The sequence below is a fragment of the Shewanella marisflavi genome, from assembly GCF_023283925.1.
Taxonomy (GTDB): Bacteria; Pseudomonadota; Gammaproteobacteria; order Enterobacterales; family Shewanellaceae; genus Shewanella; species Shewanella marisflavi.
In genome coordinates this window covers 464,570-479,565 of the sequence record NZ_JAKIKX010000003.1, presented here as the reverse complement: position 1 = coordinate 479,565, position 14,996 = coordinate 464,570, and the positions used below count along the sequence as shown (strand labels likewise).

General features: G+C 49.4%; 11 protein-coding genes, 1 tRNA gene and 1 rRNA gene. 5 read left to right on the top strand and 8 right to left on the bottom strand.

The window, feature by feature from the left end; translation table 11 throughout:
- A 16S ribosomal RNA gene (locus L2712_RS09690) occupies nucleotides 1-103 on the bottom strand; the annotation flags it as partial.
- A gap of 660 nt (nucleotides 104-763) precedes the next feature.
- The gene (gene pssA, locus L2712_RS09685; RefSeq protein ID WP_248977660.1) at nucleotides 764-1,597 is read right to left on the bottom strand and encodes a CDP-diacylglycerol--serine O-phosphatidyltransferase; all 834 of its coding nucleotides are present in this window, start codon (nucleotides 1,595-1,597) and stop codon (nucleotides 764-766) included.
- A gap of 132 nt (nucleotides 1,598-1,729) precedes the next feature.
- On the opposite strand from pssA, the gene L2712_RS09680 reads away from it, so the two are divergent.
- Nucleotides 1,730-2,173 carry a DUF4124 domain-containing protein gene (locus tag L2712_RS09680; protein WP_248977659.1) on the top strand — a complete coding sequence of 148 codons (444 nt, stop codon included), beginning with the start codon at nucleotides 1,730-1,732 and terminating at the stop codon, nucleotides 2,171-2,173.
- A 69-nt stretch (nucleotides 2,174-2,242) separates the two neighbouring features.
- Here the strand turns inward: L2712_RS09680 and L2712_RS09675 are convergent, their stop codons facing one another.
- The 4 genes from L2712_RS09675 to rluD form a co-directional block, all read right to left on the bottom strand.
- Nucleotides 2,243-2,560: a hypothetical protein gene (locus L2712_RS09675; protein ID WP_248977658.1), complete on the bottom strand. Its 318-nt coding sequence runs from the start codon at nucleotides 2,558-2,560 to the stop codon at nucleotides 2,243-2,245.
- A 144-nt stretch (nucleotides 2,561-2,704) separates the two neighbouring features.
- Nucleotides 2,705-5,278, bottom strand: coding sequence for an ATP-dependent chaperone ClpB (gene clpB / locus L2712_RS09670; RefSeq protein WP_248977657.1), 2,574 nt, complete (start codon nucleotides 5,276-5,278; stop codon nucleotides 2,705-2,707).
- A gap of 115 nt (nucleotides 5,279-5,393) precedes the next feature.
- A complete protein-coding gene (gene pgeF, locus L2712_RS09665; protein ID WP_248977656.1) occupies nucleotides 5,394-6,113 on the bottom strand; it encodes a peptidoglycan editing factor PgeF in 720 nt (239 codons plus the stop codon).
- The gene (rluD, locus tag L2712_RS09660) at nucleotides 6,113-7,084 is read right to left on the bottom strand and encodes a 23S rRNA pseudouridine(1911/1915/1917) synthase RluD (RefSeq protein WP_248977655.1); all 972 of its coding nucleotides are present in this window, start codon (nucleotides 7,082-7,084) and stop codon (nucleotides 6,113-6,115) included. Before rluD ends, pgeF begins: the two co-directional genes overlap by 1 nt.
- A 122-nt stretch (nucleotides 7,085-7,206) precedes the next feature.
- Between rluD and L2712_RS09655 the strand changes: the two genes are divergently transcribed.
- The 3 genes from L2712_RS09655 to L2712_RS09645 all read left to right on the top strand — a co-directional run bounded on the left by L2712_RS09655 (nucleotide 7,207) and on the right by L2712_RS09645 (nucleotide 10,092).
- Complete coding sequence (locus tag L2712_RS09655; protein WP_033540655.1) at nucleotides 7,207-7,965, top strand: outer membrane protein assembly factor BamD; 759 nt, start codon at nucleotides 7,207-7,209, stop codon at nucleotides 7,963-7,965.
- 270 nt (nucleotides 7,966-8,235) lie between these two features.
- Nucleotides 8,236-8,311: transfer RNA gene (locus L2712_RS09650), tRNA-Phe, on the top strand.
- Between the two features lie 155 nt (nucleotides 8,312-8,466).
- Nucleotides 8,467-10,092, top strand: coding sequence for a methyl-accepting chemotaxis protein (locus L2712_RS09645; RefSeq protein ID WP_088904019.1), 1,626 nt, complete (start codon nucleotides 8,467-8,469; stop codon nucleotides 10,090-10,092).
- 1 nt (nucleotide 10,093) lies between these two features.
- Here L2712_RS09645 and L2712_RS09640 read toward each other — a convergent pair whose 3' ends face one another.
- Nucleotides 10,094-11,677: a sensor domain-containing diguanylate cyclase gene (locus L2712_RS09640; protein WP_248977654.1), complete on the bottom strand. Its 1,584-nt coding sequence runs from the start codon at nucleotides 11,675-11,677 to the stop codon at nucleotides 10,094-10,096.
- Between the two features lie 132 nt (nucleotides 11,678-11,809).
- Nucleotides 11,810-13,672 carry a methyl-accepting chemotaxis protein gene (locus tag L2712_RS09635; protein WP_248977653.1) on the bottom strand — a complete coding sequence of 621 codons (1,863 nt, stop codon included), beginning with the start codon at nucleotides 13,670-13,672 and terminating at the stop codon, nucleotides 11,810-11,812.
- A 258-nt stretch (nucleotides 13,673-13,930) separates the two neighbouring features.
- Between L2712_RS09635 and lhpI the strand changes: the two genes are divergently transcribed.
- On the top strand, nucleotides 13,931-14,878 hold the full coding sequence (gene lhpI / locus L2712_RS09630; RefSeq protein WP_248977652.1) for a bifunctional Delta(1)-pyrroline-2-carboxylate/Delta(1)-piperideine-2-carboxylate reductase: 948 nt from the start codon (nucleotides 13,931-13,933) through the stop codon (nucleotides 14,876-14,878).
- Nucleotides 14,879-14,996 lie beyond the last annotated feature (118 nt).

Sequence of the window (14,996 nt, the reverse complement as noted above, 5' to 3'; positions counted from 1 at the left end):
TCGTCAGCAAAGAAAGCAAGCTTTCTTCCTGTTACCGCTCGACTTGCATGTGTTAGGCCTGCCGCCAGCGTTCAATCTGAGCCATGATCAAACTCTTCAATTAAAGTTTTGTTGAAGCCTAAGCTTCGGCTCAATGAATTCTGATTCATTTAAACGACTCGGAAGAATCATCTAAATGTTTGTACATATTGCTATGAACATTCATCGTTGCATTGAGATATAAATCGTTTTCGATTAACTCAACACCTGTGAATGTCCACACAGATTTCTTGTTTCATCTTGTTAAAGAACGTTCGCCTCATACTGGAGTCCAGCGGGCTAGGGCTGCGTATTCTACGCTTCTCCCTGTCGGCGTCAAGCGCTTTTTTCAAAAGTTTTTTCAGTGGTTAATTACTGTGCTTTCGCAGTGTAACTAACGGCTTAAAAACCCGAAGGCGCTTACCACCCTGACTCAACCTACATGCTTACTTACTTTGCTAAGCAGCGCCGTTTGCCGTGTCAGTGGGAGCGCATTATAGGGAGCATAAACTTTTACGCAAGGGCTTTTTTGTCGAAAAGATTTGAGCGGTTAAAATTCAACCAAAACCCAAGAGGTTTCGCGAAACCTCATACACAAAGCCAACCCGCAAGCAACAAGTGACCAACAAAAAGCCTGTTGTCATACCTTGTCACTTCAGAAGCGGAAAATAAGTTTGGCACATAATAGTTCACTCTGCCAAAAATCTTAATCCAAATATTGGGGGATTTTAATTAGGGTCTGCATTCATTGCGGTTCGGTCTTGTCTGAAGCCTTAACTTGCGGCTCTTTGCTCACCAATTCAGGGGCATTCTCAAATTCAGAGTCATTCTCATCCCCCACGACATGGCTAACTTTGAGTTTTTTCACCTTACGTATTGTATAGACGGGGCCAGAAAGCGCATAAAGACTAAAGGCGATAAAGAGAATGGTTGCAGGCTGCACTGACACCAAGACAAACAGGCCGACAAGCGCGAGTATAACGACAAAGTTCACCCGGCTACGCCAGTCATAGTCTTTAAATGAATAGTAGCGAAAATTACTCACCATCAATAAGCCGGCGCACATGGTCATCACAACCACAAGAAAACTCACTTTGTTGCCACTAATTTCATAATAGGTTCCCGTCCATATCGCCCCTGCGATAATTGCCGCAGCTGCCGGACTGGCTAAGCCCTGAAAGTAACGTTTATCGGCAACGCCTACCTGAGTATTAAAACGGGCGAGTCGCAATGCCGCGCCTGCGCAATAGATAAAAGCTGCCAACCAACCTATTTTACCGAGATCGGCCAAGGCCCAGTTGTAGGCAATTAATGCCGGCGCGACACCAAAGGAGACCATATCAGCCATGCTGTCGTATTCGGCACCAAATGCACTCTGGGTATTGGTCATCCTAGCCACACGACCATCAATGCCATCGAAAAGCATGGCAACAAAGATAGCAATCGCCGCCGATTCAAACTGGCCATTCATTGACGCTATCACTGCGTAAAACCCGGAAAACAATCCAGCCGTAGTAAACAGATTAGGTAAAAGGTAGATACCGCGGTTCTTAACCGTCTCTTTGTTTAAATTTTGCATATACTAAGGAGCGAGGTTATCTTAATAAAATTAAAAGATAACACAGATTTAAGCTCACTTTTTATACGGACCTCTAATTGTTGGCAGATAAAAGCAGCCAAGCTCGATGCCAACACTGATATGGATACTATGATGACCGGAAAATTTTATGTCAGCGCACTATTAGGCCTTCTACTTTGTGCCCCTGCATTTGCAACCACTATCTATAAGTGGGTCGATGAGAATGGTGTCACTCACTATAGCCAGGAAAAACCACCTGAAATTACGACAGAAAAGCTCTATAGCGAAGATATCGAACAACAAAAGGTAGGCTTTACTGCCCCTAAGGTTACAGAGAGACAGGAAGAACAAAAGAGTGAAGCCGCATTAGCCGCCGAAGCGATAACCGAAAAAGACAAAGCCCAGGCTAAGGCAATCTGTGAAAATGCCCAGCACCAATTGAAGGTGCTGGAGACTCATACGCGTCTGACACGTAAGAATGAGAAAGATGGTGAAATGGTGCGTATGACAGAAGAAGATAGACAATCAGAGATAGCTGCGCAGAAACAGCGCATTAAGCTTTTCTGCAACAAATAGCCAATCGATGCTATCAGCGACAGTCGGCCCAGGGCCGATTGTCGCCTTAACTTCAAAGGCATTAGCCAGTCACGAATTACCTTTTACCTTATACATAGAGCGACTGACCCCGTCTTGACATGCCTGGGTACCAGCATCCCAACCTTTATCAAATTCAGACAAGCCATCCAATACCTTATCTTTCATCTCATCAAGGGTGTCGGCTCCAGGGTTTCTCTTAAGATAGCCTGCGCTACGGCACCCCGTGTTATAGCCATAATGATAGAGGCTGTCATATTCCACGTTGCCCACCTCAATGTAGGATGGGTCGCTCCTCTGCTCTGGTGCTGAGCTGCACGCCGCCGTCAAAACGGCCATTGATGCCACTATTGCTAACCTTGTTTTCATCCATTACTCCTTCACGGCATAAAAACTCAAATGAGAAGATATCTACCCCTTGCAAATTAGTGCAAATAATGAACAAATGCAAAAGCTGGCTCAGATATAAAAAAGCCCAAACCTAAGTTTGGGCTTTTTTTCGAGACTCATTGCTTACTGATGGAAGGATAACTCACCACCAGCGGCGTCCACCTTAATAGGTGTGCCCGGGAGCAACTGACCACTGAGCAGTTTTTGCGCCAACGGATTTTCGACCTCTTGCTGCAGGGCACGTTTTAGCGGACGCGCACCATAAACAGGGTCAAATCCGGCCTGGGCGATTAAGGCTAAAGCAGCTTCACTCACCTCGAGCTCAAAATCTTTCTCTGCCAGTCTAGCTTTCAGGCTATCTATCTGTATCTGAGCGATATGAGCAATATGTTCTGACTCCAATGGATGGAACACAACACTCTCGTCGATACGGTTTAAGAACTCAGGCCTGAAGCTATGGGTGACCACATTCATCACCTCGGCTTTCATCTCGGCGTAAGTCGCGATACCAAAACGCTCTTGGATCACATCCGAACCTAAGTTAGAGGTCATAATCACTACGGTATTGCGAAAATCGACCGTACGTCCTTGACCATCGGTTAAACGACCATCATCCAGCACCTGCAGCAGAATGTTGAACACATCGGGATGTGCCTTTTCCACCTCATCGAGCAGGATCACCGAGTAAGGCTTACGTCTTACCGCTTCGGTCAGATAACCACCCTCTTCATAGCCAACATAGCCTGGAGGCGCACCGACCAGACGTGACACCGAATGCTTCTCCATAAATTCGGACATGTCGATACGTACCATGGCCGCTTCGGTATCAAACAGAAACTTCGCCAGCGATTTACATAGCTCAGTCTTACCCACCCCCGTAGGGCCGAGGAAGAGAAACGAACCAATTGGACGATTAGGGTCGGCAAGACCCGCTCGGCTACGTCGAATCGCATTAGCCACCGCATCTACAGCCTCATTTTGCCCTATCACCCGTGTATGCAACGCCTCTTCCATGTGTAAGAGCTTCTCTCTTTCCCCTTCGAGCATCTTAGACACAGGAATACCTGTGGCCTTAGATAACACCTCGGCGATCTCCACATCTGAGACCTTGTTACGCAGCAGCGTCATATCCTGCATCTCGGCCTGAGCGGCCAAGTCCAATTGCTTCTCAAGCTCTGGAATACGGCCATATTGCAGCTCAGACATGCGGGTCAGATCCCCTGCGCGCCTCGCCACCTCAAGATCCATACGCGCCTGCTCTAGATCTGCCTTAATATGCTGAGTGCCCGCCAATGCAGCCTTCTCAGTATGCCAAACTTCATTAAGTTCGGCGGCCTTGGCCTCGACCTCAGCCAGCTCGCTACGCAGAGTACTCAAACGGCGTTGACTGGCCTCGTCGCTCTCTTTGATCAGGGCTTGCTCCTCCAGCTTTAGTTGAATGGTGCGGCGCTCTAGTCTGTCCAGCGGCTCTGGCTTAGAATCTATCTGCATACGTATACTGGAGGCCGCCTCATCGATTAGATCAATAGCCTTATCGGGCAACTTCCGGTCTGAGACATAGCGATGAGACATACTGGCCGCCGCCACAATCGCGGGATCAGTGATCTCCACATGATGGTGCAGCTCGTAGCGCTCTTTCAGGCCGCGTAAGATGGCGATGGTGTCTTCGACACTCGGCTCATCCACCAGCACCTTCTGAAAACGTCGCTCGAGCGCGGCGTCTTTCTCAATATATTGGCGATACTCATCGAGTGTAGTCGCGCCAACACAGTGCAGATCGCCTCTGGCCAATGCAGGCTTAAGCATATTGCCCGCGTCCATGGCACCGTCACTCTTACCTGCGCCCACCATAGTATGCAACTCGTCGATAAAGAGGATCACCTGCCCTTCTTCCTGCGCTAATTCGTTGAGCACCGCCTTGAGGCGCTCCTCAAACTCACCGCGATACTTGGCACCTGCCACCAATGCACCTAAGTCAAGCGACAGTACCCGCTTGTTCTTAATACCCTCGGGCACCTCGCCATTGATGATACGCTGTGCCAAGCCTTCCACGATGGCTGTCTTACCAACACCGGGCTCACCTATAAGCACAGGGTTATTCTTGCTGCGGCGTTGCAGCACCTGAATGGTTCGGCGGATCTCATCGTCACGGCCAATCACAGGATCTAATTTGCCCTGCTCGGCGCGCTCGGTCAGATCTATGGTAAATTTTTTCAGCGCCTGACGCTGATCTTCGGCGTTAGGATCGTCAATGTTTTTACCCAAACGCACCTCTTCAATGGTCTTCTCAAGCAACTCCTTGGTGGCGCCAGATTTCTTCAAACACTGGGCCAGCGCGTCGCCGCCCTCTAGGGTCGCCAACACAAACAGCTCGCTGGAGATATATTTGTCTTTGCGCTTTTGCGCCAATTTGTCACACAGATTCAGCAGGCGAATGAGCGCCTGAGACAGCTGAACATCACCACCGGTTCCCTCAACCTGTGGCAGGCGTTCAAGCTCCTGACTCAGCGCCGAGCGCAAAGTGCTTACCGAGATCCCCGCCTGGGTCAGAAGTGGATGAATAGAGCCCCCATCCTGATTGAGCAGGGCCATCATCAAATGAATCGGCTCAATAAACTGATGGTCACGCCCCAACGCTAATGACTGAGCATCGGAGATTGCTATCTGGAATTTGTTCGTCATACGATCGAGTCGCATACAGCCTCCTAAAAAATTAACGAATGAAGGAAACCTTCAGTGCTTTGTTAACAGTATAGATGGGGGCTTTTTAGGAGGATTCAAGCAATAAGGGCAAAGTTGGTGAAAAAATACGCTACTTTTCCAACCAAATAAACGAGGCCATACGACCGGTTTTCCCGTCGCGGCGATAGGAGAAATAATCGGCGCTCAAACTATAGGTACAATGGGGTAATTGATAAACAGCAGCAACGCCGAGTCGCTCGGCGCGATAACGGGCGATCCCTTGCAGATCCGCTAAATACTTATCCTTATTTGCCTTAAAAAAGGCTGCCGTATCGACATGCTGGACCATAAACTGCGCCCTAACCTCACCACCCACTTCAAATGCATCCGGACCAATACAGGGCCCAAGATAAACTAGTAACTCATCGGCCGGTGCGTCAAACTGAGCGATAGCCGATTCGACTATCCCCTGACACAGGCCACGCCAACCCGCATGCACCGCCGCAACCTGAGTTGCACCTCGATCGCAAATCAACACAGGTAGGCAATCTGCCGTCATCACCACACAGACATGTTCGCCGCTGCGGCACAAGCTGCCATCGGCAACCCTATTGGCATCGACGTCGAGATCGATAACCTCTGTGCCATGTACCTGCTCAAGCCAGGCAGGAGCAGAGGACAAGCCAAGAGAGTGCGCGATACGCAGCCGGTTAAGCCGCACGCACTCAGGATCGTCGCCAACATGATCACCAAGATTCAGGCTATCGAAGGGGGGAAGACTCACTCCACCCGAGCGCTGGCTAAAGGCCAGTTTTACGCCGGGGGGAATGAACCAATCGTCAGGTATCATTAATACTCTGCCGGATGAGCCTTGCTGTCATCACGCAGGGCACGAGTTAGCGCCACCATATCCTCAGGGATAGGCGCCTGCCAGCTCATGATTTCACAGGTGAAGGGGTGAGCCAGTTCTAGGCGCACCGCATGCAATGCCTGACGTTTGAAGTTATTCAGAACTTCCGTCAACTCTGGCGTCGCCTTCTTAGGCGGACGCGGACGGCCACCATAGACAGGATCGCCCACCAAGATATGACCAATATGTGCCATATGCACCCTGATCTGGTGAGTACGGCCGGTTTCCAGACGCAGACGCAGTCGGGTATGGGCACGAAACTTTTCCGCCACGCGATAGTGAGTCACCGAAGGACGACCACTATGATGCACCGCCATATGCGTACGTTTAGTGGGGTGACGCGCGATAGGCTCATCCACTACACCGCCGGCAGTCATGGTGCCCGAAACGATGGCCTCATACTCACGGGTGATCTCTCTAGCCTGCAGTGCGGCAACCAGATGGGTTTGCGCTTCGACGGTCTTGGCTACCACCATTAGTCCTGTGGTGTCTTTATCGAGACGGTGCACAATACCCGCCCTTGGCACGAGGTCAATTTCGGGGCAATGATGCAATAGAGCATTCATCAAGGTACCGTCACTATTACCCGCACCAGGGTGCACCACCAAGCCAGCTTGCTTGTTGATCACCAAAATATGGTCATCTTCGTAGACAATATCTAAATCGATTGCCTGCGCCTCAGCCTTGGTTTCCTCCTGCAGGGTGGCTTCAATCTCAATTTCCTGCCCTTCAAGAACCTTTTCTCTAGGCTTAGTTTGCACCATACCATCGACGTAGACGGCACCAGCCTGTATCCACTCTTTAATACGTGTACGGGAATAATCAGGGAACAACTCCGCCAGGGTTTGGTCTAATCTTTGCCCGGTTTGTGTTGCTGTGATCTCGCTTTTTAGATTAATCTCTTGTGTCATAGGAACCGTACCCGCGTTTTGGGGTCCAAAATAAAGTGCTATCTGTTACAATCGGATTGTTTCTATTTTATCGTGAAATGGAAAAATTCTTAACTACAACTTAAAAAGAATCGAATTCAAGTATGCATAATTTTGCTAAAGGCGCCGCTGTCGCCTTGTTGTCACTGGCCTTAACGGCTTGCAGTAGTAAACCAGAAGATGATATTGAGCTCAGTAAATCTTCCCCTGAAGTCCTCTATTCTCAAGCAAGAACCTCTATGGAGTTGGGCAACTATAGTAAAGCGATTCGCTCTCTTGAGGCCTTAGATTCTCGCTACCCCTTCGGTCCACATAAGACACAGGTACAGTTAGACCTGATCTATGCATACTACAAACTGGACGATTCTGCTTCTGGTATTGCCAATATCGACCGCTTTATCCGTCTCAACCCCACTCATAAAGATATAGACTATGTCTATTACATGCGTGGACTGGTAAACATGCAGGCCGATAATTACATGTTCCACGACATGCTCAATATCGACCGAACCGATAGAGACCCTAAAGCGGCGCAAGAAGCCTTTAAAGACTTTGACCGTTTAATAAAGTCGTATCCTAACAGCAAATACGCTGCCGATGCGCAAAAACGTATGCAATTCTTAAAAAATCGTCTTGCTAAATATGCGATCACCGTGGCCGAGTACTATATCAAGATGAATGCTTGGAGCGCCGCGGCAGTGCGTGCCCAGACGGTATTGGAAACCTATCCAGGTACCCCATCCACCGAACGCGCCTTGGAGATCATGGCGACCGCCTATGAAGAACTTGGTCAGCAAAAACTTAAAGATCATGTGCTTATGGTGATGAAAACCAACTATCCCAATAACGATATGCTCAAGTAATCACATGCTATATTAAAGCCTCGCTCTGCGAGGCTTTTTTAATTCTAGGTGAATATAGAGTAGACAACCCAGGCCAAAATATCTCCCTCGAACGCAATTGACTTCAAACGGGTTCAAACTTGAGTTTCTCCCTGCCCACTTTTCGCACCAGCCGCATTTGATCTAAAAATCGACGTTTCGGGCAAAAGTTATCCAAACAGGTCAGTTCTACGAAGTTTTTGCAAAAATTAGTTGACTCAAATGCGCAAAAGCCTTTTAATGCACCCCGTCGCCCGAATAGCTCAGTCGGTAGAGCAGAGGATTGAAAATCCTCGTGTCCCTGGTTCGATTCCGGGTTCGGGCACCATATTCAGCGGGTGCCTAGCGCACCACACAAAAAAGCCTCGCAATGCGAGGCTTTTTTGTTTCTATTCATCTTACCCATTTCAATCTTTTGCTATACCTATAGATACGTCATAAGTTTTAGCTTTCTGCTATTTACCTCTTCATTTGGGTATCTATATGAACAATATTCAAATCAAGCACAAGATGGCTTTCGGTATCTTACTGCCCCTCTCGCTCCTCATCTGTATTTGTATCTTAGCAATCAACATGATGAATAATATTGAGAAAGGTGTCGTCACCATCTATAACGACAGAGTCGTCCCACTAGAAGATCTCAAGGTGATCGCCGACGACTACGCGGTATTTGTGATCGACGCAATCAACAAGGCCAATGCCGGCGAATTCAGCGCCGAACAGGCCAATCAAGCCCTGCAGGAAGCAAGCAACAACATTGACAGCAAATGGCGCCAATACGTTGCCACCGAACTCACCAGGGATGAGAAACGTCTGGTCGATGAGGCCGAACGTCTGTTTGTTCCGGCTAATCAGCGTATCACCCATCTGGAACAGCTGCTAAGTGGTAAGTCAGGTAATATTGCCGGACAGTTGCGGGAGGAGATTATCCCACTCTACCGGGTGATCGATCCCATCAGCGGCACCATCGCCGAGCTCATCAGCCTGCAGCTCAAGGTCGCCGGCGAGGAGAAAGACAGGGTTGCCCAGATCTACGAGTCCTCTATCTCCCTCTTCATGCTCATCACCCTAGTGGCCGCCATTGCCAGTATAGTGCTCGGCATCTGGATTAACCGCAGCGTAATGAAACCCATCAACCACATACGCACTCAGCTACATACCATACAGCAAGACTCGGACCTCACTGTCACCTTCGAGCAACTGAATAAGGACGAGCTGGGGCTTATATCCACAGGGCTTAATGATGTCTTTCGCCACCTGCGAGGCATCCTCAAAGGGGTAGCCGAGGCAGCCAACAGCGTCAGTGACTCGGCCTTAGACCTCAACGAATTCACTCAAATCTCCAATGCCCGCATTCAACAGCAGCAGGCGGAGACAGAGCAGACCGCCACGGCCATGAATGAAATGACGGCAACGGTCAACGAGGTAGCGCAAAGCACCACGGCCGCCGCCGACTCTGCCAGAAATGCCGACCGATTTGCCGCCAACGGCAATGATATCGTCCAACTGTCGATTAGCAGCATGCAGGCGTTGTCGATGCAGATCCAGAGTACCTCAGAGGTGATCACCCACCTGTCCCACGAGAGCCAACATATCGGCAACGTACTAAGCGTCATCAAGGGGATTGCCGAGCAGACCAATCTGCTGGCCCTCAACGCCGCCATCGAGGCTGCTAGGGCTGGTGAGCAGGGGCGCGGATTTGCTGTGGTCGCCGACGAGGTTCGTTCCCTCGCCCAGCGCACCCAGGAGGCGACCCAAGAGATCGAGACCATGATAGAGACGCTTCAGAACGGGGTGAACGAGGCTGTCACCGCCATGGATGTGGGCATTAAACAAGTGGATGATGCTAATCAACAGACCAATAAGGCGGGGGAAGCGTTGCAGGAGATAGTCGCCTCGGTCGACAACATCACAGAGATGAACACCCATATCGCCACGGCGGCAGAGGAGCAGAGCAGTGTCGCCGAGAGTATTAACCGCAGCATCATCGCCATCAGCGATATTGCCAGCCAATCCACCGAATCTGCCTTGGAGCTGGGTCACTCCATCGCCCAGCTCACCTCCCTGGCCGATTCGATGCGGCAACAGGTCACCACCTTCAGGCTCTGACTCAGCCAACCACAGAGAGCGGGCTTACCCGTCGGTGTAGTATTTTTAGTTGATTACGGCCACTCTCTTTGGCCTGATAAAGTTGTTCATCGGCCAGTTTTATCATCTGCTGCCAATCATCATCGGCAAAAGAGGGGTGATAACCGTCGTAAAGTACAGCGCCCATGCTTACTGTGACCTTCTCAAAGGGAGATGCCTGATGATAGATATTCAGCTCTCTGATCTTTTGCAGCATACGCCCCGCCAACAGCTCCATCTGGGCAATATTATCGCTATGGATCACCACGCAAAACTCCTCGCCGCCATAGCGGGTCACCAGCTCACCACGACGACGACACTCAAGCATCAAGGCCTGAGCAACCTTGATCAATGCCTGATCACCACTCTGATGACCCACTGAGTCGTTGTAGGCCTTAAAGTAATCGATATCCAGCATGATAAAGCCGATAGCGCCCTTTCCATCGCGCCACTGTTGATGAGCGCGCTCGGCAAAGACTTCCAAGCTTCGACGATTGGCGATACCTGTCAGAGGGTCGTTAAAAGAGAGGGACTCGAGATAATTTTGATGCCGCTGTAGCTTCTCCACCACCAAGTTAAACGATTCGGTCAACTTAGCCACCTCGGTAATCGACCAGGAGGTTGGCATGGTCAGCAGTACACCGCGGTGAGCCATCTTATCCAGCACGGCATTGGCAACCCTTAGCGGCCGAACCACCAGCGCGGAAAACGGAATGATAGCCACATAGGACATCACCAAGACGCTTAAGAACATCAAGATTGATTCAATGGTAAATATCGATGGAATGAGGTTTTTATCATGGTGCACTGTGATCTTAAGTGACGGTACCTTAAGCACATCGTGAACATACCAGGAGTGGTGCTCGCGAATATCACTGACACCAGGAGGCTCTCTAAACCCTAAGGTGGTTATATCAGCCAACTTAGCATCCTTTGCCAACACCTCTAGATCAAACTTGATTAAGCTAAACTGCTCTATCTCAGTGTGGATCTCCCGGCTAACGTTCCGCACCGTTAACAGGCTCCCAGCGACTCTCCCCTCACCATCGCTCGGTAGCACTGTCACATTGCTAAAATAAACCACCCTGTCACCCATGCGCAGCAGACCGCTACGTGAAGATGGTTTATTTGCATTCATCTGCTCAGGAGAAGGTAAGATCTGCCCGATAAATTCTGCCTCAGCCAATGGCAGTTGCTGGGCCAAGAAGGCCTCTTGACTGGTATATTGCCACACCACCTGATTTTGGCGATTAAACACGTAGAAGCCATCAATATTGGCAGCCTCGAAAGCATTGTCATCAAGATTTTTAAGGGCAAACTCAGGCGATACATTATCGACAAAAGTTACCATATCATCCCATATGGCATAGTCGTAACAGAGGGTGTCTAAATTTTTTTGTGCATAGGCGATCCCTTTTTGCACCGCCTCTAAATTCATGTCTTGGCGTGACTTTACTTGCTCTTGAATTCTGGGCAGATAAATAAGGTAATAGATGCCACTTGCGGTCAAAAATGACAGCAGCAACAGCCCTAACGCTAAAACATTTAAAAAGTGACTTAATCGCATCGACCACTCATATTCACCCTGCTCTCTCAACTAGCTTAGTCGACCGGGTCCAATAATTTGAGTATAAACCCCGCATTTCACGAATAAATTTCATAAAAAAAGGGGCCTAAGCCCCCTTTCTCCGTTAACCGCTTATATCTTAAACAGGCTCACCGCTTGATAGAGTACTTCGGTTCGCGCTTTTACCTCATCGGAAGACTTAGCATTGTCATCTGCGGCTTGGGCCGACTCGGCAGCGATATCGCGAATAACCACTACATTCTTGTTCACCTCCGAAGCCACCATGCTCTGCTCCTCAATCGCCGCAGCAATTTGAGTACTCATATCCATGATGTTAGTCACATCAGTATTGATCTGCTCAAGCAAGGCACCGGCACTTGCTGCTTGGTCGGCACTCTCTACGCCCTGCTTTTGTGTGGCTTCCATTAACTGCACAATAGAGCGAGTACGGCTCTGAAGTGTCTGGATAATACCGGCAATCTCTTCGGTTGACTCTTGGGTTCGCATCGCCAGGCTCCTCACTTCATCGGCCACCACGGCAAAACCGCGCCCCTGTTCACCTGCCCGAGCAGCCTCAATCGCCGCGTTCAATGCCAATAAATTGGTCTGTTCGGCAATGCCGCGAATCACATCCAGCACACTGCCTATAGTCTCGCTGTCTTTCTCTAACTCAGAAACCACCTGAGCCGAGTCCGTCAACTGTGCGGCTAATGCCTGGATCTTCTCTATCGTCTGCTCAACCCCCATCTGACCTTGCTGGGCATTATCATGGGTATTCCCAGCACGTTCGGCTGCCAGCTCAGTGTTGCTGGCGATCTCGTCTATGGTGGCACCCATTTCGGTTATCGCAGTCGCGACCATGTCGGTTTCATTGAGCTGACGCCCCACTCCTTCAGAGGCTCGCAGCGAATTTTGAGAAAGTTCCTGGCAAGAATGATTCACCACCTCAACCGAGGTTAATACCTCTTTAATTAAGGATTGAAATGACTCGACCATGCTGTTGAAATGGCGCGCGATTTGACCGATCTCATCATCCACCTTGGTGTCGCACCTCAGGGTCAAATCTTTGGTCTCTTCGATACGAGAGATAGCGTCGCTGATTCGCTGAACCGGATCCATGATGCTGCGAATAATCGCCAGGGTAAAACCAACCAAGACTAAGGTGATCAGCACAAAGATGATGATGCTGATGGTCACTGTAGCACTTTCGGCACGACTAATGGCTTCCATAGACTGCGCATTAAGCTGCACCAGGGACTTTTCGGCCGAAGCAATACTGTCTCGCAGACTCGCCATTTTACCGCTTTCCTTATCCAGCCCAAACTCCTGCTCCTTAGCCACCAACGCCTTAAAGTTCTGTTCATAATCATTAATCAGGGTATTAAGCTCGCTCTTCACGGCGCCACTGAGCATGGTACTCGCCACCTGTTGACGCAGCAGCGTCAGGTTGCCATTGAACCTATCGACATAGCTTAAGGTACGCCTGAGCATAAAGTCTTTCTCGTTGCGTCTTAGCTGCAACATGGTCACCATTAACTCTGGCTCATTTCTCTCTTTGACCAAAGTCTCGACATTGTGCACTGCACTGCGCAGCGCCCCATAAAGTCCATCTTTGGGATGCAGACCTATCTGCTTTTGCAGATTAGCAGTCTCGGTAAAGATAGATTCATAACGCACTAAATTCTGTTTAAAAGTGTGTAAATCCCCCTGTTCAATATCGTTGCGGGCGAAAATATCGCCAAGGGTCGCTATTTTCTCCTCTAATTCTTTTGCTTTCCGCTGATGTTTATCCACATAACTAAGTTCTAATCGAGCAAAAAAATCTTTTTCATCTTTACGTAAACTCAAAACATCCTTTTCAAGTTCAATTACTTGTTGTGCAGCATGGGACAAATCATCCAGCTTCGCCGCCGAAAAGCGCTGCAAACCAAACATCGCTATCACAGAGCAGATAGACACTGCCGCGCTAACGAGTAACTTGTGACGAATGAGCATATGGGAAGATCCTTTAATTTGAAGTGATTGCTTTACTTGTCTTCAACGACAATTAAGACCTTGGAAGACTATTTACTCTTCCAATATTGAGTATAGTAACTATCGACTTACATACACGACTCTTTAATTAATTTAATATCAATTAGCAACTTAGCACGCTAGGCGGCTTAAAAAAACGCCGAACCCATTCAAAGTCAACCCTGTAGGCTTTCAACCGCCAGACTTTTTGCATACAATATCCACAAAAAAGGAGGTAGTATGCAAGTTATCGATGCCGATTCGGTACATCAGGCGCTAGACTTTCCCAGTCTGATAGAAGCACTCAAACAAACATTCGCTAAGCCCGCCAGGATGCCACAGCGGCAGGTTTTTCCCTTGGATGAAAACAGTAGCCACAGCGATGCTTTTGCCGTACTGCCGGCCTGGAATCAAAAAACCATCGCCGTCAAAGCCTTTACCTACTTTCCTGAAAACCCCAAGAAATCAGCCGATCTCGAGAGTCTCTACTCCAAAATCTTAATCTTTAACCGTGAAACCGGAGTGCCCCAGGCCCTAGTGGATGGCACCAGCGTCACCTATTGGCGCACCGCTGCGGTGTCAGCGCTTGCCAGCCAATACCTGTCACGGCAAGACACCAAGCATTTACTCCTGTTTGGCACAGGTCGTCTGGCCACCTTTATGGCGCTTGCCCACGCCAGCGTCAGGCCAATTGAAAAAATTACCGTATGGGGACGTGATAGTGCCAAAGTCGACCGAACCATAACCGCCATTAAGGCCAGGGCTGAGCATATTAATGTCACCGCCTGCAGCGATCTTAGAAGCGCGGTTAGCACAGCCGATCTCATCAGCTGCGCCACTGGGGCACCAGCTCCGCTGTTCGATTCCAGCTGGGTCAAACCGGGCACCCACGTGGATCTGGTGGGCAACCACAATCAGGATAGGCGTGAATGTGACAGCAAGCTTGTGGTGAATTCTGATGTCTATGTGGATGCCAAGGTGAATGTATTTGCCGAAGCCGGCGAGCTGTTGATTCCGGTTGAAGAAGGCGTCTTTGAATTATCACAGGTTAAGGGCGAATTGGCCGACCTTTGCAGCGGCACGCTTGCCCCACGCCAGGATGAACAATCTATAACCCTATTTAAGTCCGTTGGCACAGCACTGGCCGACCTGGTTGGCGCTCAACTGGTATTTGAGAAACAATCCTGATCCCTAGGGCAGCTCTGCTGCCCTGCTTCTTCTCCTTCAACGGGTCATGAGTTGGCATTCGATGCTCGCTGATATACCTTAAACCAAACTTTTTTCATTTCGCTTTAAACCTTTTCAA